Source organism: Caulobacter flavus (assembly GCF_003722335.1).
Taxonomy (GTDB): Bacteria; Pseudomonadota; Alphaproteobacteria; order Caulobacterales; family Caulobacteraceae; genus Caulobacter; species Caulobacter flavus.
Genome location: NZ_CP026100.1, coordinates 2880341 through 2897608 on the forward strand (window position 1 = coordinate 2880341; position 17268 = coordinate 2897608).

At 70.8% G+C, this 17268-nt stretch carries 18 protein-coding genes; 6 read left to right on the forward strand and 12 right to left on the reverse strand.

All coding sequences use genetic code 11. From position 1 onward, the window contains the following. Nucleotides 1-67: 67 nt before the first annotated feature. Nucleotides 68-292 (forward strand): hexameric tyrosine-coordinated heme protein, encoded by a 225-nt coding sequence (locus tag C1707_RS13230; RefSeq protein ID WP_101711231.1) that lies wholly within the window; start codon nucleotides 68-70, stop codon nucleotides 290-292. Here C1707_RS13230 and C1707_RS13235 read toward each other — a convergent pair. The 5 genes from C1707_RS13235 to C1707_RS13255 are packed head-to-tail and all read right to left on the reverse strand — an operon-like array spanning nucleotide 289 to nucleotide 4922. After that, nucleotides 289-1050, reverse strand: coding sequence for a nucleotidyltransferase family protein (locus C1707_RS13235; RefSeq protein WP_240633688.1), 762 nt, complete (start codon nucleotides 1048-1050; stop codon nucleotides 289-291). The genes C1707_RS13230 and C1707_RS13235 overlap by 4 nt on opposite strands. Next, complete coding sequence (gene bcerS / locus C1707_RS13240) at nucleotides 1047-2201, reverse strand: ceramide synthase (RefSeq protein ID WP_101711233.1); 1155 nt, start codon at nucleotides 2199-2201, stop codon at nucleotides 1047-1049. The genes C1707_RS13235 and bcerS overlap by 4 nt, the downstream gene beginning before the upstream one ends. Further along, nucleotides 2201-3262: an LptF/LptG family permease gene (locus tag C1707_RS13245; protein WP_101711234.1), complete on the reverse strand. Its 1062-nt coding sequence runs from the start codon at nucleotides 3260-3262 to the stop codon at nucleotides 2201-2203. The genes bcerS and C1707_RS13245 overlap by 1 nt, the downstream gene beginning before the upstream one ends. After that, nucleotides 3259-4479, reverse strand: coding sequence for an LptF/LptG family permease (locus C1707_RS13250; protein WP_164467488.1), 1221 nt, complete (start codon nucleotides 4477-4479; stop codon nucleotides 3259-3261). Before C1707_RS13250 ends, C1707_RS13245 begins: the two co-directional genes overlap by 4 nt. Before the next feature lie 5 nt (nucleotides 4480-4484). Further along, nucleotides 4485-4922 (reverse strand): HIT family protein, encoded by a 438-nt coding sequence (locus tag C1707_RS13255; protein ID WP_101711235.1) that lies wholly within the window; start codon nucleotides 4920-4922, stop codon nucleotides 4485-4487. A 74-nt stretch (nucleotides 4923-4996) separates the two neighbouring features. On the opposite strand from C1707_RS13255, the gene C1707_RS13260 reads away from it, so the two are divergent. Further along, a complete protein-coding gene (locus C1707_RS13260) occupies nucleotides 4997-5479 on the forward strand; it encodes a DUF2141 domain-containing protein (protein WP_101711236.1) in 483 nt (160 codons plus the stop codon). A gap of 179 nt (nucleotides 5480-5658) precedes the next feature. On the opposite strand, the gene C1707_RS13265 is transcribed toward C1707_RS13260, so the two are convergent. Then, on the reverse strand, nucleotides 5659-6546 hold the full coding sequence (locus tag C1707_RS13265) for a metallophosphoesterase family protein (protein WP_101711237.1): 888 nt from the start codon (nucleotides 6544-6546) through the stop codon (nucleotides 5659-5661). A gap of 150 nt (nucleotides 6547-6696) precedes the next feature. Here C1707_RS13265 and C1707_RS13270 point away from each other — a divergent pair, with 150 nt between their 5' ends. The 4 genes from C1707_RS13270 (at nucleotide 6697) to C1707_RS13285 (ending at nucleotide 10405) form a co-directional block, all read left to right on the forward strand. Further along, nucleotides 6697-7749 (forward strand): CDP-alcohol phosphatidyltransferase family protein, encoded by a 1053-nt coding sequence (locus C1707_RS13270; protein WP_101711279.1) that lies wholly within the window; start codon nucleotides 6697-6699, stop codon nucleotides 7747-7749. Next, nucleotides 7749-8660 carry a diacylglycerol/lipid kinase family protein gene (locus C1707_RS13275; RefSeq protein ID WP_101711238.1) on the forward strand — a complete coding sequence of 304 codons (912 nt, stop codon included), beginning with the start codon at nucleotides 7749-7751 and terminating at the stop codon, nucleotides 8658-8660. The genes C1707_RS13270 and C1707_RS13275 overlap by 1 nt, the downstream gene beginning before the upstream one ends. Next, nucleotides 8657-9568, forward strand: a complete 912-nt coding sequence (locus C1707_RS13280; protein ID WP_101711239.1) for a hypothetical protein — start codon at nucleotides 8657-8659, stop codon at nucleotides 9566-9568. The genes C1707_RS13275 and C1707_RS13280 overlap by 4 nt, the downstream gene beginning before the upstream one ends. A gap of 123 nt (nucleotides 9569-9691) precedes the next feature. After that, the gene (locus tag C1707_RS13285; protein WP_101711240.1) at nucleotides 9692-10405 is read left to right on the forward strand and encodes a hypothetical protein; all 714 of its coding nucleotides are present in this window, start codon (nucleotides 9692-9694) and stop codon (nucleotides 10403-10405) included. 68 nt (nucleotides 10406-10473) lie between these two features. On the opposite strand, the gene spt is transcribed toward C1707_RS13285, so the two are convergent. From spt to C1707_RS13315, 6 genes are all read right to left on the reverse strand, one after another. Further along, nucleotides 10474-11688: a serine palmitoyltransferase gene (gene spt / locus C1707_RS13290; RefSeq protein ID WP_101711241.1), complete on the reverse strand. Its 1215-nt coding sequence runs from the start codon at nucleotides 11686-11688 to the stop codon at nucleotides 10474-10476. 3 nt (nucleotides 11689-11691) lie between these two features. Continuing rightward, a complete protein-coding gene (locus tag C1707_RS13295) occupies nucleotides 11692-11943 on the reverse strand; it encodes an acyl carrier protein (protein WP_101711242.1) in 252 nt (83 codons plus the stop codon). Nucleotides 11944-12022: 79 nt separating this feature from the next. Then, on the reverse strand, nucleotides 12023-12979 hold the full coding sequence (locus tag C1707_RS13300) for an NAD-dependent epimerase/dehydratase family protein (RefSeq protein WP_240633689.1): 957 nt from the start codon (nucleotides 12977-12979) through the stop codon (nucleotides 12023-12025). 1 nt (nucleotide 12980) lies between these two features. After that, a complete protein-coding gene (locus C1707_RS13305) occupies nucleotides 12981-14705 on the reverse strand; it encodes a fatty acyl-AMP ligase (protein WP_240633690.1) in 1725 nt (574 codons plus the stop codon). Further along, entirely contained in the window at nucleotides 14702-16102 is a 1401-nt protein-coding gene (locus C1707_RS13310) for a lipopolysaccharide biosynthesis protein (protein ID WP_123170752.1), read from the reverse strand. The genes C1707_RS13305 and C1707_RS13310 overlap by 4 nt, the downstream gene beginning before the upstream one ends. After that, nucleotides 16099-17259: a glycerophosphotransferase gene (locus tag C1707_RS13315; RefSeq protein ID WP_101711244.1), complete on the reverse strand. Its 1161-nt coding sequence runs from the start codon at nucleotides 17257-17259 to the stop codon at nucleotides 16099-16101. The genes C1707_RS13310 and C1707_RS13315 overlap by 4 nt, the downstream gene beginning before the upstream one ends. Nucleotides 17260-17268: the final 9 nt, after the last annotated feature.

Below are 17268 nucleotides of genomic sequence, written 5' to 3' on the forward strand. Positions count from 1 at the left end.
TCGTCCAATCGTCGCGCCCGCCCGCCGGTCTAGCTTTCCGCGACCAGCAACACGAGGGGCCGTTCCGATGTCCGCCTGGCTGCCCAGTCTGATCACCGCCACGCCCGAGGAGGGCTACGACCTGGCCATCAAGCTCTCGCGGATGGCGGTCAAGAAGACTCAAGGCTCCGACGAGGTGCGCGCCCGGCTGCGGGCGATCTACGAGAACGACGCCCAGGCCCTGGTGGCCGTGTCGCACGTCGTCGCGGTGAACTTCGCCACCGTGGCGGCGGCCAACGGATACTGGCGCTAGAGCGTTTCGCCGACGATCCGGCGCACCAGGTCCAGGTCGGCGGGCTTGTCGACGTCGATGGCGGCCAGGCCGTCCTGGGCGCGCACGGCGGCGGCCTTCACCCTGGCCAGGGCGCCCAGGCGGGCGATGGCCTCGTCCAGCGTCAGCAGGCCCAGCAGGTAGCGGACCAGCAGGCCCGGCCCGAGCATGGCGGCGATCTTCCACGGCTGCTTGCGGTTCTGCTCGACGCGGCGCCACAGGGCGATGGCGGGCAGGGCGGCCTCGCTGCGGAACAGGAAGAGGTTGCAGCCCGAAAAGCGGCCGTCGCGGAACTTCAGATAGGTGCGCTGGGTGTCCGGGGCTGCGGCGCGCACGCGATCCTCGGGGGCCAGCATCAGGGCCACGTCGGCGCTGGCGGGAGCATCGGCCAGGAACTGGGTGATCCACTCGGGCTTCAGCAGCGCGTGGTCGACCGTGGTGATCAGCAGCGGGAAGCCGAGCGTCTCGGCGCCTTCGCGCACGCTCTGGCTGGGGCCTTCGGTCGAGGCGGCGATGGCGCGCACGCTTTCTGGCAGGGCCTCGACGATGGTCGCGTCGGAGGTGGAGACGCCGATCGCGTCGGCGCCGGCGGCCTGGACCGCGCCCAGCACGCGGTCGAGCAGGGTGCGGCCCTCCAACGTGATCAGGCCCTTGTGCGAGACCCCGGCATAGGCCGCGGCGCTGTCGACCTCGCCCGGCCGCGAGCCGGCCAGGACGAGGGCCTTGAACGGGAGGGTCACAGCGCCTTCTCGTAGACGCGATAGGTCTTGTAGATCTCTGAGCCGATCGCCTCGGCGATGCGGCGCATGGGCATGTTCTCTTCCAGCACCCACGAGATCTCGAAGCGTTCGTAGCCGAGCGCGATGGCCGAGGTGCGGCCGGCGTGCATCATCTGGAACGGCAGCATGCGGCCACGGATGCTGTCGGCGAACTTGCGCTTCACGCCCATCAGCGGGATGCGCGCCGACTTCACGCGCTTGACCTTCAGCCGCCACAGCAGCTTGGCCCAGCCGAACGGCAGCAGCTTGCCGCCCAGGTCGGCGATGGCCTCGTTGACGTTGGGCAGGAACACCAGGAAGCCGGCCGCCTCGCCGTCGATCTCGGCGAACCAGGTCAGGCGCTTGTCGATCACGGCCTTCAGGGCCTTGGCCAGCTGGGCGGTCTCGGCCTCGGTGGTGGGGGTGAAGCCCCAGTTGTCCTTCCAGGCGTCGTTGAGGATCTCGGTCAGGGTGACCACCTCCTCGTCGTAGCGGCTCATGTCCAGCTGGCGCAGCACCACGCCGTCGGCCGGCGGCCGCTCGGCGCGGCGGCGCACGGCCGGCGGCAGGTCGGCCTGCATCGGGGCGTAGTAGGCGTAGACGTCCTTGGCCTTGACGTAGCCCTGCTCCTCGACGCGTCCGCCGGCATAGGCCGGGTCGTGGCCCATCATCACCATCGGCGGGGTGTCGAAGCCGTCGACGAGCAGGCCGACCTCCTCGTTGATCGACAGGTTGAACGGACCCATCACGTGGGTGCGGCCACGCTCGCGCAGCCAGGCCTCGGCCGTGCGCAGCAGGGCGGCGAAGACCTCGGCGTCGTCCTCGGCGGCGATCAGGCCGAAGTGGCCGTCCAGGCGCCCGGGCGTGTTCTGCGGGGTGAGTTCGTCGATCTGGGCGCTGATCCGGCCGACGTCGCGGCCGCCGCGCACGGCCAGGAACAGCTGCACCTGCGCGTGCTGGAAGAACGGGTTGGTCTTGGGCGACAGGGCCTCGGTGCGCTCCAGGAACAGCGGCGTGATCCAGTTTCGATCCTTGCTGTTGAGGCGCGCGGGCAGGGCGATGAAGCGCTTCAGCTCTTCAGGCGTGCGGACGGGCAGGACCGAGATCGCCTCGGCCGCGGAATCGAAAGGCATCATCCCTCCAGGGATACGAAGGCGCGCACGGCGAGGGCGGCGAAGACGAGCGGGGCGGCCCATGCGGCGAGGATCGGCGACAGAGCTCCGGACTCGCCCAGGGCCGACAGCAGGCCGTCGGCGACCAGGAAGACCAGGCCCGCGGCCAGGCCCAAGGTCAGCAGCACCGCCCCCTGGCCGCTGCGGAAGTTGGCCCAGGCGACGGGCGCGCTGAGCAGCAGCATGACCAGCGCCGCGAGCGGCCCCGAGAAGGCCGTCTGCAGCCGGGTGGCGTAGAAGCTCTGCGGCCGGTCCGAGCCGCCGTTCTCCAGCGCCCGGCGGGCCGAGGCGGCGGACGGGGCGGGGGCGTCGGCGAACAGGGCCTGCACGTCGGCCGGGCGCAGGGCCGTGGGCCAGGTGGCCGAGGCGGCGGTCATCGGCTCGACCCGGTCGCCCAGATAGCGGGTGGTGACGGGGGCCTGCAGGCGCCAGGCGCCGTCCTTGAACTCCGCCGACGGGGCGACGACGCGCTCGGTCAGGGCGCCCGACTTGTCGCGGCGATAGATGGTCAGTTCGGTCAGGCGCGCGCCGTTGGCGGTGGCTTCCTTGGCGGTGGCCAGGTCCTCGCCGGCCCGGAAGGTGCGCGAAACGGGCGCCTTGCGGTCGGCGGCCGGCGTGGTGGCGGCCCACCAGGCGCTCAGCGTCGGGTCGGTGCGCGGCGAGACCACCTGGGCGCACAGGGCGTCGAGCGCCAGCACGGCGATCGCGACCGGCACGGCCATCGCCACGATGCGATAGCCCGAGATGCCGGCCGCCCGCATGGCGACCACGGCGTTCTCGCGGGCCAGCTGCGAGAAGGCGAACAGGCCGCCGGCCAGCACCGCCAGCGGCGCGACCTGCTGGAACAGGGCCGGGGCGCGCAGGGCGGCGTAGTAGAACACCCCGCCGACGCCCAGGCCGCGGTCGAGGATGTCGGTGGTCACTTCCAGCAGGTCGAGGATCTGAAGGATGGCCATCAGGATCAGGACCGCGCCGAGCACGCGCGTGGCCACGGTGCGCAGGACGTAGAGCTGCAGCTTCATGCGGCGCGTTCCTTGCGCTGGAACATCTTGAGGGCGCGGCGGAACTGGGCGCTCATGGCCAGCACGAGGCGCGAGATCGGCGTGTCGCCGGGGCGCGTGCGGCTGCCGACGAACAGCCAGACGGCCAGGCCCGTGAAGATCAGGAACGGCAGGCCGACGGCCGGCAGCGAGGCGATGCGGCCGGACTCGGCCAGGCTCTGTCCCAAGAGCAGGCTGTGCTGGAAGGCCAGCAGCAGCACGCCGGCCAGCAGCAGGCCGGGCGCGCGGTTGCCGCGCTTGGCGGCCAGGCCCAGCGGGAAGGCCAGCAGCGGCAGGAACGGCAGGAAGGCCGCGCGCGCGATGCGGCCGTAGAACTCGGCCATCAGGGTAGCCTTGGGCACGACGGGGTTGGGCGACTTGGCCTGATGCAGCAGCTCGCCCAGGGTCAGTTCGCGCTCGTCGCCGCCGCGGGCGCGCAGCAAGCTGGCGGCCGCCTTCAGCGGGGCCTCGGTGGTCAGGTCGTCGAAGGCCAGGCTGCGATAGTTACCACGCGCGTCGCTGCCGATGCGGCGGCCCGACTTCAGGCGCATGGTCACGGTCTTGCCGTCGGCCGAGACCTGCAGGGTGGCGCTGGCGGCGGTGATCAGCTCCTCGTGGCCGGCGGCGTCGGGCCGGCGGATGAAGACGCGGGTAAGGCTCTGGCCGGCCAGGTCGGCGGCGTCGGCCGTCATCAGCGAGCCGTCGTCGTCGATGAAGGCGCCGCCCGACAGGCGGCCGTTCCAGCCGGCGTTGACGGCCGCATGCATCACCGCCCGATAGGCGTAGCGGCTGTAGGGCTGGACGTAGCCGAACACCGCGATGCTGAAGATGCTGAGCGCCAGGCCGACGCAGACGAACGGCGCGGCGATCCGCTCCAGCGACTGGCCGCCGGCCAGCAGGGCGTCGATCTCCGAGCCGTCGGACAGCTTGCTGATGACGATGAACAGGGCGACGAAGAACGCCACCGGCAAGGCCAGGCCCAGATAGTGGGGCAGCAGGTTCAGCGCCAGCTGGGTGACGTAGTCGAAGCGGGCGGCGCTCTGCGACAGCAGGTCCAGCAGGCGCAGCACGCGCTCGAGCAGCAGGGCGACGACCGTCAGGCCCAGGCACCCGGCCAGCGGCCAGCCGAGCAGGCGCAGCAGGTAGCGGTCGATCAGGCCAAGGGCCGTGATGCGTCGCGCGTCGAACTTCTTCTTCAGCTTGCTCACGCGGCGGACCACGCGGCGGCGAAGTCCAGGGCCAGCCGTTCGACGGCGTCGTCGTCCAGCGCGATCGCCGAGCCCAGCGCGGGCGCCGCCGGCCAACCGGTGTCAGGAAAGCTTCGTCCCTCGTGCTCGCGCGCGCCTTCGTAGCGGGGCAGGACGTGGAAGTGCACGTCGCGGTCGACCATCATCAGCATCAGATAGTTGATCTTCTCGTAGGCCGTCTTGGCCTTCAGGAGGCGTTCGATCCCGGCGACGGCGACCCGCATGTCGGCGAACGCTTCGGCGCTCAGGTCCGAGAATGCGTGCACGGGCTCCTTGCATACCAGGACGAGAGACCCGAAAGTCGGCTGCTTGGGACGTACAAGGATCAACCAGTGGTCGGTCTCGGCCACTTTCGAGCGTGGGTAGCCGAATGCGAGGGCTGTGGGGTTGGGCATGCGGCAACCGATACTTCAGGCGAGTCTGCGGGCGCTGATCGCGTCGAGGCGACAATAGGGACACGGCCTTTTACATGGAAGCACGAACCGTTCTTCCAGGCCTTGCGGCGCTAGGGACGCTGGGTCTGCTGGGGATGGCGACGCCGGCGGCGGCCAGGCAGGATTGCGTGGGTCGCGACACCGGCGTGCGGCTGACCGTCGAGGTCGGGCGCCTGAAGTCCGAGACGGGCGAGGTGACGGTGACGATCTATCCGTCTGATCCGAGCCGTTTTCTGGCCCCGCGAGGCAAGCTGCTGCGCCTGCGGGTGCCGGCCAGCGCGCCCACCACCGAGGCTTGCTTCAACCTGCCCAAGGCCGACATCTACGCCGTGGCCGTCTATCACGACGCCAACGGCAACCACGACTTCGACCGTAACGCCGTGGGCCTGCCGACCGAGGGCTACGGCTTCTCGAACGACGCGCCGTCGCGGTTCGGCGTGCCGTCTTTCGATTCGGCGCGGATCAACGTGAAGTCCGGCGACAACACGATCCGGGTGCGCATGCGCTACGGGAAGTAGCGGGAGCAAGATCCTCCGCCGCCGTTCTTCTGCTTTCCCGGGCCTTGTGCCCAGGATCCATGCGTCCGCGCGCAAGGCGGCGCCGGACGCGCGAGGCGATCGACGCCGAGAAGGCTGAACGATGGACCCTAGGCACAGGGCCTAGGGAGGCGGATTGAGAAGGCGAAGAGCCTGCGCCCTCAGGCCAGCGAATACCGCCCCAGTTCCCTGATCCCGCCCGTGGCCGGATCCAGCCCGCGCGCGATCACCCGCAGCGAATGGCCGCCCTCGCGCGGCTCGATCTCCAAGGCATGCCAGCGGGCCGGCGAGTGGCCGCCGATCCAGGCCGAGGCGGACGGAACGCCCAGCACCGGGATCGCGCGGCCGTCGGGGCCGGGCACCGTGGCCGTCAGCGACTCGTGGGCGTGGCCATGCAGCACCAGGTCGGCGCCGCGGCGGGCGAGCACGGCGCGCAGCTGCGCCTGGTCGTCCAGCGACTTGCGGCCCGACACCGCGCCGGCGTAGGGCGGGTGATGCAGCAGCACGATCCGGAAGCGGTCGGCATGGGCCGGATCGGCCAGCAGGACGTCCAGCTTTTCCAGTTGCTCGGCGCCGAGCCGGCCGGTGGCCAGGTGCGGCGCCGTGGGCACGGCCGAGCACAGGTTGAAGAGCGCCGCGGGGCCGCGCAGCCGCACCTGCGGGAAGGCGGCCTCCTCGTCGTCGCCCAGCCAGGCGGTCCACGGGGCGAAGCGGGCCTGCGCCGTCTCGCCGACCAGGGCGTCGTGATTGCCGGGGCTGACCGTGATCGTCTCGGCCGGGCCCAGGCTCTGCAGCCAGCGCCGGGCCGCAGCGATCTCTATTTCCGAGGCGAAGTTGGTGAGATCGCCGGTGATCGCCACATGGTCGGGGGCGTGGGCCTTCAGGTCGGCGACCAGGGCTTCCAGCACGTCGGGGCGGTGGATCTTCTGCTTGCGGCGCCAGGCGATCCGGCTCAGCAGGCGCTTGGAGGCCAGGTCGCGCCAGCCGAAGGCGCCCGGCGGCGGCGGCAGGTGGGGGTCCGACAGATGGGCGAGGCGGAATATCGACAAGAGGGACCGGCGCGATTGTGGCGAATTTCGGCGAAGCTGCTTATCAATCGCCTCGGCTTTCAAGGGGTTTAAGTACCGGTGACCGGTGAAATCAATCCAGTCGCTTCGCGCGCGGTGACCGTGGGCGACAGCGAGGCGCGCATCTGGGGCATGACCTCGGGCGAGCGGCTGTCGCGCATCTATCGCCGGATCGGCGTCCCGGAAGGCGCGGGGCAAGGCGGCGACACCGTCGCCGTGCACGCCGGCTGGGTGTTCGACGAGTCGCTGATCAAGGCCCTGGCGGGACGGCCATGGGCGGTGCTGGTCGACGACGCGGGCGTCGCCACGGCGGTGAACGCCCCGAGCGAGGCCGCCGATGCGGCGGTCGCGGCCCTGGCGGCCGGCCAGGATCCGTCGAGCGTGGATCCGCGCTTCGTCCGCCTTACGGCGCTGGAGCTGGGCTCGGCCTACAACAGCGCGCTGCGCAAACGCGAGCCGCCGGTGCTGGAGCGCCTGACCAGGGACAGCGTGCGCGCCGTCGAGAAGCGCCTGTTCCAGGGCTCGTACAAGGGCGTCACCGATCTCGTCACCAAGTACGTCTGGCCGACCCCGGCGCGGATCGTCACCCGCTGGTGCGCGCTGGCGAAGATGACGCCCAACCAGGTGACCTTCATCGGCTTCCTGCTGACCATCGCCGCCTTCGTGCTGTTCTGGCGCGGCCAGTTCGGCTGGGGCCTGGTCTGCGCCTGGATCATGACCTTCCTCGACACGGTCGACGGCAAGCTGGCCCGCGTGACCCTGACCTCGTCCAAGTGGGGCAACGTCTTCGACCACGGCATCGACCTGGTGCACCCGCCGTTCTGGTGGTGGGCCTGGTACGTCGGCGTGTTCGCCGTGGGCCTGTCGATGCCCTACGCGCCGTGGCTGCTGGCCATCGTCGTCGGCGGCTACGTGGCCCAGCGGGTCGAGGAGGGAATCTTCCTGGCCCTCTTCAAGCTGGAGATGCACGCCTGGCGTCCGTTCGACAGCTTCTTCCGGCTGATCACGGCCCGTCGCAACCCCAACCTGATCCTGCTGACCGGCAGCGTGCTGGCCGGCCGGCCCGACGTCGGCTTCGTGCTGGTGGCGGCCTGGACGGCGGTCTGCTTCCTCGTCCACGCCTTGCAGATCGCGCAGGGCGCCCTGGCGCCCAAGGGCTCGATCCAGTCCTGGCTGTCGCGGTGATGCGCGTCGGCGTCGTCAGGAACCCGCGCAGCCACGCCAACCAGGGCCGGGTTCACGCCCCGACCCCCGAGGGCGTGCGCGTGGTCGAGCCGGCGACGCGCGAGGCGCTTTGCGAGGACCTGGCCAGGTTCGCCGAGGAGAAGATCGACCTGCTGGTCATCGACGGCGGCGACGGCACGGTGCGCGACGTGCTGGGCCTGACGCCCTCGACCTTCGGCGACGACATGCCGATGCTGGCGGTCCTGCCGTCGGGCAAGACCAACGTGCTGGCCATCGACCTGGGCGCGCCGCGCGACTGGCGCCTGGAGGAGGCCCTGGCCGCCGCCGCCGGGCCCGAGCCGCGCGTGAAGATCCGCGCCCCTCTGGAGGTGCGCTTCGCCGACGGCCGCCCGCCGCTGCGGGGCTTCTTCTTCGGCTTGGGGGCGCTGGTGCGGGCCACGGCGCTGTCCAAGCGCGTCAACCGCATGGGCGTGTTCCAGAGCCTGTCGGTGGCCGTGACCCTGGCTGGCGCCACCTTGGGCGCGCTGTTCGGCGGCGCCCGCGACCAGTGGCGCCAGGGCGTGGCCGTGAAGGTGGCCATCGACGGCGAGGCCCAGGCCGAGGGCGAGCGCTTCGTGCTGCTGGCCACGGCCCTGAAGCGCCTGCCGTTCAATCTCAAACCCTTCGGCCCGCCGCGCGAGGGCCTGAAGGTGCTGGACGTCGACGCCCCGCCCAAGCGCCTGCTGCGCATGTTGCCGACCGTGCTGTCGGGCAAGCTGAAGCCCACCCTCGAGGCGCGCGGCTATCGCCGGCGTGATCCGGCCGCGCTCTATGCGTCGGGCCAGTTCGACTTCGTGCTCGACGGCGAGGTGTTCGAGGGCGGCAAGCTGGCGCTGGCCCTGGGCGCGCCGCTGCGCTTCGTGGTCGGATGAGCGCGGTCCGGCCGCTGGTCGAGGCCGAGCTCGCCCAGCCGATCCCCGCGCCGATCCGCGCCTTCGCCGAACACCTGACGGGTCTTTTCCCAAGCGCCCGGGCGGTGCTGTTCTACGGCTCGATCCTGCGCACTGGCGACCTGTCGGGCGTGCTGGACTTCTACGTGCTCACCGAAAGGCCGCCGCGCGGCCTTCGGGGAGTGGCTACCCGCATCCTGTGGCCCGACGTCAGCTATCACGAGCTCGAACACGAAGGCGTCACCCTGCGGGCCAAGGTCGCCTCGATGACCCTGTCGCGGTTCTCGCAGGCGGTGAAGGGCCGGGGGATCGACACCACCCTGTGGACCCGCTTCGTGCAGCCCTCGGGCCTGGTCTGGGCCGTCGACGAGGCCGCGCGGGAGGCGGTGGTCGAGGCCGTGCGCCGCGCCGCCCGCACCGCCGCCCGCTTCGCCACGGCCCTGGGCCCCGAGGAGGGGCCGTCCGAAGCCTACTGGACCGCGCTGTTCCAGGAGACCTACGCCGCCGAGTTCCGGGTCGAGAAGGCCGGACGCGAGGCCTCGATCCTGGCGTTCGATCCTGAGCACTACCAGCGCCTGCTGCCGGCCTGCTGGGCCGACGACGGCCGCTTCGACGGCGAGGGGCGGCCGGCCCCAGAGATGTCGGCCATCGAGCGCAAGCGCCTGAAGGGCGCCTGGCGGCTGCGGCGCAATCTCGGCAAGTCGCTTAACGTGGCCCGCCTGATCAAGGCCGCCTTCACCTTCCAGGGCGCGGCGCGCTACGCCGCCTGGAAGATCGAGCGCCACACCGGCTTCAAGGTCGAACTGACCCCCTGGCGCGAACGCCATCCGGTCTTGGCCGCGCCGGGCATACTGCTGGGCCTGTGGAAGTGGCGGCGAGGGCGGGGCTGATCCCGACAAGAGGGCGTCATCGGCTCTCTCTTTGGTAGGTTAAGGCTTCGTGTTCACTACTTTTAAGGGCGCCGTAGGCTTTAGCTCGATCGTTGTCCGGGTTGGACATCGGGGGTCAGCGCCATGCTCAAGCCGCTTCGCAACATCCTTCATGCCGCGGCCCTGGCGGTCAGTCTGTCGGCGCTGTCGGGCTGCGCCACGAACACCTTCGCCCCGACCACGACGCTGGGCGCGGTCGAGGCCCTGAACGGCACGTCCATCTACGTCTATTCCTTCCTCGACATCCGCGACGCCGAGTTCGGCGGCAGGATGCTGGACGAGCTGGATCGCCGGATCGTGGCTGACTTCGGCGCCTTCGATGTCAACGCCTCGGTCATGCGGTTCAGGTCCAGCCGCGCGGGCATGCTCTATGCCGGCGGCAGCTATTCGGGGTCTGTGCCGGTGGACGCGGTGGTTGCCGGCAACACGCGGGCCGAAAGGCAGATCGGTGCGCGGTATAGACTGATCATCTTTCCCTCCGATTTCCGCGTCCTGAGCGCCGCCCAGGGCTACCAGATCCGCTGGAGCCTGGAGGAGGTTGCTACCGGGCGCACCGTCTGGACGACCGTGTCGAACGGATCGCGCACCGTCTGGATGAGCCAGGAGGAAGACGCCGCCGGCCGGGCTGGAACAATCACGGAAGGCCTGATGGCCAACATGAAGCAGGCGGGCCTGCTGGCGCAGTGCCGCAACTGTCTGCCGCCGCCGCTGTCACCGCCGCCTTCCGTCCAGCCGTCGGCGCCCCAGGCCGCGCCGGTCAGGGACTTCACCAAGTACTACACCCGCCCCGTTCAGTAGCGACCGACAGCAAAAAGCCCCGGCCTTGCGACCGGGGCTTTTCGTTTCTGGTCGCGGTGCGCAGAGCCTCAGGCGAAGGCGCGCTGCTGGCCGTCGATGACGCCGAGCGCCGTGCCGACCTCGGCGAACACCTTGAGGACCTGGTCGATCTGCTCGTGGGTGTGAGAGGCGCTGATGCTGCAGCGGAGCAGCGGGCGGCTGTCGGGCGTGGCCGGCGGCAGGGCGAGGTTGAGGTAGACCCCCGACTGCAGCAGGCCGTTCCACATGGCGATGGCGCGCTCGACGTCGGGCATGGTGGCCGCGACGATCGGGCTGGCGGCCGGACCGGTGACGAAGCCCAGCGCCGTCAGGCCGTCGTACAGGCGGCAGGCGTTGCTGTTGAGCTGTTCGCGCAGCTGCGGCTTGGCGATCATCTGCTCCAGCGCCACCAGGGTCGAGGCGACCACGGCCGGCGGCAGCGAGGCGGTGAACATGTACGGGCGGCAGATCACCCGCATGACCTCGAAGTCGTCGAGGCTGGAGACGCAGAAGCCGCCGATGGCGCCCAGGCTCTTGGAGAAGGTGCCGACGATGAAGTCGACGTCGTCTTCAACGCCCGCGGCTTCGGCCAGGCCGCGGCCGGTGGCGCCGAGCACGCCCATCGAGTGGGCTTCGTCCACCAGCAGGTAGCCGCCCATCTCGCGCTTCACGGCGGCGATTTCCTTGAGCGGCGCGGTGTCGCCGATCATCGAATAGATGCCTTCGACGACGATCAGGCGCTCGCCCGGAACGTCCTTGAGGCGACGCAGGCGCTTGGCCAGGTCTTCGGGATCGTTGTGGCGGAAGCGGATGACCTCGGCGTGGCCCAGGCGCGAGCCGTCGTAGATCGAGGCGTGGCTGTCGGCGTCGAGGATCAGGTGGTCGCCGCGGCCCACCAGCGTCGACAGCACGCCCAGATTGGCCTGGTAGCCGGTGGTGAACACCATGGCGTGCTTGCGGCCGTAGAACTTGGCCAGCGCTGTCTCCAGGGCCACGTGGGCCTCGAAGCTGCCGTTGGCGATACGGGAACCGGTGGTGCCGGTGCCACGTTCCTGGACCGCCTTGACCGAGGCGGCGATCGCCTTCTCGTCGAAGGTCAGGCCCAGATAGTTATTGGTGCCCAGCAGGATGGTCGGACGGCCGTCGACGATGCCCTCGGTCGGCGAGACCACGGCGTCGAAGCGGACGGTGAACGGGTCGGCGCCCGCTTGCTGGATGGCCTTGTACGCGTCGCGATAGGCCAGGTGCTTGTCGAACAGACCCATCGGTCAAGCCTTGGTTCGGAGATCGTTGATCAGTTTGGAGAGGTCGCCGGCGGTTTCCACCGCGGCGAGGCGATCGAGCGGAATGGAGATGTCGAAGGCGTCCTCGAGCTCCATCACGATGTTCATGAGGGCGAGGGAGTCCACGGCCAGGTCGCGGCCGATGTGGGTGTCGTTCGTCACCTCGACCGTCCGGCCGAGCACCTTGCTCGTCGCCAGCCCGATCTCACGCAAACTCAGATCTGTCACTGTATCCATGCCAAACGCCAGACGCCCCCGTCAAAGCACTGTGACCGCACCGTAACAGTGTCTCTGTCAGATATCTGCCACAATTGAACTAGTCGCTGTATTTTTTCGACAACCACCCAGCCGACCGATACCAGTCGACGGTTTCGCCGAAGCCGCGGGCAACATCGTGACGACTCGGCGACGGCGCAAGAGAAGTATCGTCCGAAAACGCCCAATCAGGGTGCGACAGTTCGCGCGCCTTGCCCGATCCGAACACCGATGGTTGTCCCGAGGCCTTACTCGCCACATCGGCGATGTGCCCGGCCAGGCGTATCAGGCCCTCGGGCACACGCAGCAGGCGAGGGGGGCGGGCGCCGACGGCGACGGAGGCGGCGGTCATGATCTCGCTCCAGGCGTAGCCGTCGGGCCGCGAGTCGCAGATCGAGACCAGGCCCGTGCGGCCGGCGGTCACCAGGTCGAGGATCTGGGCGGCGGCGTCGCGCACCTCGATCATCGCTACGCGCGAGGCCGGCGACAGCACCGGCAGGACGGGGCTGCCCTGAGCGGCGGCGAACAGGCCGACGGTCTCGCGATCGCCGGGGCCGTAGATGGCCGGCGGGCGAACGATCAGGGCGTCGGGAGCGATCGACAGCACCGCCTCCTCGCCGGCCCGCTTGCTGGCGGCGTAGTCGGAAAGCCGCGGTTCACGGGCGGCGAGGCTGGAGACCAGCACGAAGCGGGCGCCGGCGGCCGTCGCGGCCTGGGCTGCGGCCCGGGCGCCGTCGACATTGACCTTGTCGAAGGCGGCGCGGTCGGCGGCCTTGATCAGGCCGGCCAGGTGGATGACCGCCCCGGCGCCGTCGCACAGGCGCGCCAGGGCCTCGGGGCGGGAAAGATCGCCCAGCACCACCTGGGGCTCGATCCCGCGCCAGAACGGCGAGATCGGGTCGCGGCGCGACAGGATGCGGGGGGCGAGCCCCCGTTCGGCGATGGCGCGGACGAGGTGCTGGCCGAGGAAGCCGGTGGCGCCGGTGACGGCGATGGTCCTCGGCGCGGCGGCGTCCACCTCAGGCGCGCTCGTAGGCGCCGGCCAGGTAGGCGGCCTTGGCCTTGGAGCGGCTGAGCTTGCCCGACGAGGTCTGGGGCAGGGCGTGGGCGCCGACCAGCTTGACCTGGGTCTCGACGCCATGGCGCGAACGCAGCACGCCGGCCACGGTCTCGACCAGGGCGGCGCGGCTGTCGGCGTCGCCGCCGCGGGCCTGCACCAGGATGGTGACGATCTCTTCCTCCGCCGCGTCGCCGGGCACGGAGAAGGCGGCCACGTCGCCGCTGCGCAGGCCGGGGACCTCGCGCTCGGCGGTCCATTCCAGGTCCTGCGGCCAGATGTTGCGGCCGTTGAGGATGATCAGGTCCTTGGCGCGGCCGGTGATGACGATCTCGCCCTCGACCAGGAAGCCCAGGTCGCCGGTGTCGAGCCAGCCGTCGGCGTCGAGCACGCGGGCGGTCTCTTCGGGCTGTTCGAAATAGCCGCCCATCAGGCTGGGGCCGCGTGCGAAGATGCGGCCGACGTGGCGCTCGGCGACCGGCTTGCCGTCGGCGTCGCGCACTTCCAGCTGGTGGAGGGGCAGGGCCGGGCCGCAGCGGGCGAAGGCCCGGGCGCGCGGCGCGTCGGCGCCGACGCTGACGGCCAGGTCGTCACGCTCCAGGCGCTCGATGTCGAGGATCTCGACCCGCAGGCCCTTGCCCAGCGGGGCCATAGACAGGGCCAGGGTCGCTTCGGCCATGCCGTAGCTGGCCACATAGGCCTTGTCGGAGAAGCCGACGGCGGCGAACCGCTCGGAGAAGGCCTCGACCGGGGCGGTGCGGATCATGTCGCCGCCCAGACCCGCGCTGCGCCAGCGCGACAGGTCCAGGTGCTCGATCGACGCGGCCTCGGCGCGGCGGGCGCACAGCTCGTAGCCGAAGGTCGGGCTGTAGGCGATGGTGCCGCCGTTGCGGCTGATCAGGTCGAGCCACAGCAGCGGACGGCGCACGAAGGCGCCGGTGGGCAGCAGGTCGACGCTCATCTGGCTGGTCAGGGGGCTGAGCAGGAAGCCGATCAGGCCCATGTCGTGATAGAGCGGCAGCCACGAGACGGCGCGGTCTTCGGGCTTCACCTGCAGGCCGTCGCGGGTGATGGCCACGGCGTTGGCCATCAGCGCCTTGTGGGTCACCAGCACGCCGGTCGGGAAGCGCGTGCTGCCCGACGAGAACTGCAGGTAGCAGGGATCTTCCGGCGTGATCGCCGGCAGGGCCGCGCCGGCGTCTTCCGGCAGCTGCGCCAGCGGCGCGGCGAAGGCGAGGCCGGCCGCGTCGCCGATCTGCGTCAGCCATTCGGCCATGCCGGCCGGGCCGATCAGGATCTTGGCGTGGGCTGCGGCGCACATGCGGCCGATCTGCTCGACATAGGCCTCGCGGCCGCCCAGCGGCGCGGGCAGCGGCAGCGGGGCCGGAACCAGGCCCGCGTACTGACAGGCAAAGAAGGCGCGCACGAAGTCGCCGTCGGTCTCGGCGATCAGGGCGACGCTGTCGCCGACCTTCACACCCCCTTGGGCTCCGGCGGCCAGCAGCCGGCGGGCCAGGCCCTGCGCCTGCTCGCGCAGGTCGGCGTAGGTCAAGGCCTCGACCAGTTCGCCGCGCAGCGAATGCAGGTTGATCCCGGTCTCGCCGGTCGCGGCGAAATCCAGGGCGGCGGTCAGGGTCGGAAAGTCGGCGAGACGGACGGTCCTGCCGGAAGCGGTGGGCGTATTCATTGCGGATCGCCTTTGCGCTCGTTCCGGGGTTCCGCGCAAGCCTGTTCGCGCGCGGGGTCGCTTTTGTCCTCGCGCTCTGCGGCGGCTTCCGCTGCGAGACGCGACCGGAGGGTGATGAACATGCCGATCGCCATCCAGGTCGAGGCCAGCACCAGGGCCGCGCCGGCGCCGGTCAGGTCGAAGATCTGCAGCAGGGGCACTAGGGCGGCGAAGTAGATGGCGATGACCACGACGCGCACGCGCAGGGCCGCGCCGGCCGCGTGCATCGAGACCAGCATCGGCTCGATCGGCAGGGCCATGATGCCGATGGCGGCTGCGGCCACCTGCCAACTCATGATGCCGGCGGCCGAGGCGTACTCGGGGCCCATGATCACGCTAAGCAGCCAGGGGCCGGCCAGCAGGCAGACCGCCAGCAGCACGCCGGCCACGCCGCCGCCGATCAGCGCGATCTGGCGGGCCAGGCGCAGCATCGCCGCGTCGTCCTTCTGGGCGCGCAGGCGAGCGAACTCGGGGTGCAGGGCCGGCAGCATCAGGCGCGCGGGCTTGGCCATGCCGTCGGCCACCTGGCGGCCCACGCGCCACATGGCGGCGGAAGCCGGGCCGACCAGCGCGCCGATGGCCAGGGTCAGCACGTGGGTGAAGCCGACCTCGATGGTGCTGCTGAAATTGGTGGCCCAGGCGAAGCGCCAGACGCCGGGCAGGCCCGCGCCCAGCGGACCGAACAGGCTGAAGCCCTCCAGCAGTCCACGCTGCAGCAGGCTCCAGACGGCGATGATGGCGACATAGAGGAACGAGGCGACGGTGCCCGCGGCCCAGGCCAGCAGGAACATCTCGACGGGCGCGTCCATCGACGCGGCGACGGCGCAGCCGATCAGGCGCACCGCCGAGGAGACCACCTGCTCGGCGGCCAGCATGCGGAAGCGGTCGAACAGGCGCAGCAGGCCCACGCCCGTGGCCGAGGTCATGACCCCGATAGACAGGCAGTATAGCGCCGCGGCCGGCGCCAGGTGGTCGGACCAGCCCAGGTAGCGGCTGAACAGCAGGCAGCCGACCACGCCGATGGCGACGCCGGCGATCGCGCCGATGCCGTCGAGCACCAGGGCCAGGCGCATCACCTGCTGGAAGGTCTTGCGGTCGCCGTCCATCAGCGGCTTGGCGCCGTACTGCACGACGGTCTGCCACGACTGGAACTTGGCCATCTCGCCCAGGGCCTGGGCGAAGGCGTTGATCAGGGTCAGGAACCCGAAGACCTCGATGCCGAGGCTGCGGGTGGTGACGGCGATGTAGGCCAGGCCGACGACGGCGTTCAGGCCCCGTCCGCTGAGCAGGGCGCCCACATTGGCCAGCATCCTGGCCAGGGGATTGACCTTGGCCGCATCCTTGGAGGCCGGGCTCATCGGTCGAGGACGGCCAGGCGGTCGACGATGGCGCGGGCGGCGCGCTGCGACGAGGGAACGGACGTCAGGTCGAAGGTCTCGGCGACGCCGGTCTTCTGGGCCTCCAGGAAGTCGCCCTGGCCGGCGAGGGCGGCGGCGACCGCGTCGCAGATCCCGTCGGCGGTCTCGCGCACCGGGCCGTACAGCCAGTGATGGAAGCTCTCGTCGCCCTTCCAGCCGGCGTGGCTGGGATTGAGGAAGAGGCAGGGCCTGGGCGCGCGCAGGAACTCGTAGACCTGGCTGGAGACGTCGCCGAGATAGAGGTCGGCCAAGCGGGTGTAGGTCATGTCGAAGGCGGCCGGGCCGCCGAGGTCGATATGGATGCGCGGATGGCCCTCGAACCGGGCGACGGCGCGGCGGTCGACCTCCGAGGCGGTCTCGAACAGTCGCACGTGCGGCGCGAAGATCAGGTTGAACCGGTCGTCGGCGCCGAACTGCTCGAGGATCGACAGGCCAAACGCGTTCCACGAGCCCAGGGTCTCATGGAAGTGCGGGTTGTAGACCACCGTCGGCAGGGGGCGGGCGAAGGCGGGCGTGACGCTGGGCGGAAGGGCGTCGACCAGGTCGAACTTGGGGTAGCCGACCATGGCGCAGGCTTCCGGCCGCACCCAGCCTTCGTCGATCATCCGGTCGCGCTGCTTGGGACCGGCGGCCATGACCAGGTCGAAGACCTTCAGGCGTGGCTCGAACGGGCCGCCGCGATCGCCGGCGCCGTGCTGGGTGTAGACGAGGGCGGTGCGGCGCACCCCCAGCTTGCGCAGCAGGGCGGTCGTGCGTTCGGGCGTGACGACGGCGTCATAGGCCGACAGCCTGCCCGCGTTCAGGGCCAGCATCAGCGCCTTGGGCGGCGGCGCGGTCTTCGACAGCCGCCGCAACCAGGCCGGCGGCAGCAGGCGCAGGGTGATCGGTGCGCCGCCCAGGCCGTCGAGCATGCCCTGGATATAGTCGAGGTGTCCGGCCGAGGTGGCGGCGATCTCGACACGGACCTCGGGCCAGCCGCGGGCCAGGGCCACGGCGGTCGACAGGCTGTGCCAGACCTGGTGCGGCTGGGCGATGTAGAGGAAGCACACGCGCGTGGCGCGGGCCCGTTGCTGGTCCAGGAGGCCAAGGCCGGTCATCGGTCGGAG

Excerpts from the sequence above, each read along its gene's own strand:
- C1707_RS13230 (WP_101711231.1), top strand. The coding sequence starts at position 68 with ATGTCCGCCTGGCTGCCCAGTCTGATCACCGCCACGCCCGAGGAGGGC.
- bcerS (WP_101711233.1), bottom strand. The coding sequence starts at position 2,201 with ATGCCTTTCGATTCCGCGGCCGAGGCGATCTCGGTCCTGCCCGTCCGC.
- C1707_RS13245 (WP_101711234.1), bottom strand. The coding sequence starts at position 3,262 with ATGAAGCTGCAGCTCTACGTCCTGCGCACCGTGGCCACGCGCGTGCTC.
- C1707_RS13255 (WP_101711235.1), bottom strand. The coding sequence starts at position 4,922 with ATGCCCAACCCCACAGCCCTCGCATTCGGCTACCCACGCTCGAAAGTG.
- C1707_RS13260 (WP_101711236.1), top strand. The coding sequence starts at position 4,997 with ATGGAAGCACGAACCGTTCTTCCAGGCCTTGCGGCGCTAGGGACGCTG.
- C1707_RS13270 (WP_101711279.1), top strand. The coding sequence starts at position 6,697 with ATGACCTCGGGCGAGCGGCTGTCGCGCATCTATCGCCGGATCGGCGTC.
- C1707_RS13275 (WP_101711238.1), top strand. The coding sequence starts at position 7,749 with ATGCGCGTCGGCGTCGTCAGGAACCCGCGCAGCCACGCCAACCAGGGC.
- C1707_RS13280 (WP_101711239.1), top strand. The coding sequence starts at position 8,657 with ATGAGCGCGGTCCGGCCGCTGGTCGAGGCCGAGCTCGCCCAGCCGATC.
- C1707_RS13285 (WP_101711240.1), top strand. The coding sequence starts at position 9,692 with ATGCTCAAGCCGCTTCGCAACATCCTTCATGCCGCGGCCCTGGCGGTC.
- spt (WP_101711241.1), bottom strand. The coding sequence starts at position 11,688 with ATGGGTCTGTTCGACAAGCACCTGGCCTATCGCGACGCGTACAAGGCC.
- C1707_RS13295 (WP_101711242.1), bottom strand. The coding sequence starts at position 11,943 with ATGGATACAGTGACAGATCTGAGTTTGCGTGAGATCGGGCTGGCGACG.
- C1707_RS13305 (WP_240633690.1), bottom strand. The coding sequence starts at position 14,705 with ATGAATACGCCCACCGCTTCCGGCAGGACCGTCCGTCTCGCCGACTTT.
- C1707_RS13310 (WP_123170752.1), bottom strand. The coding sequence starts at position 16,102 with ATGAGCCCGGCCTCCAAGGATGCGGCCAAGGTCAATCCCCTGGCCAGG.
- C1707_RS13315 (WP_101711244.1), bottom strand. The coding sequence starts at position 17,259 with ATGACCGGCCTTGGCCTCCTGGACCAGCAACGGGCCCGCGCCACGCGC.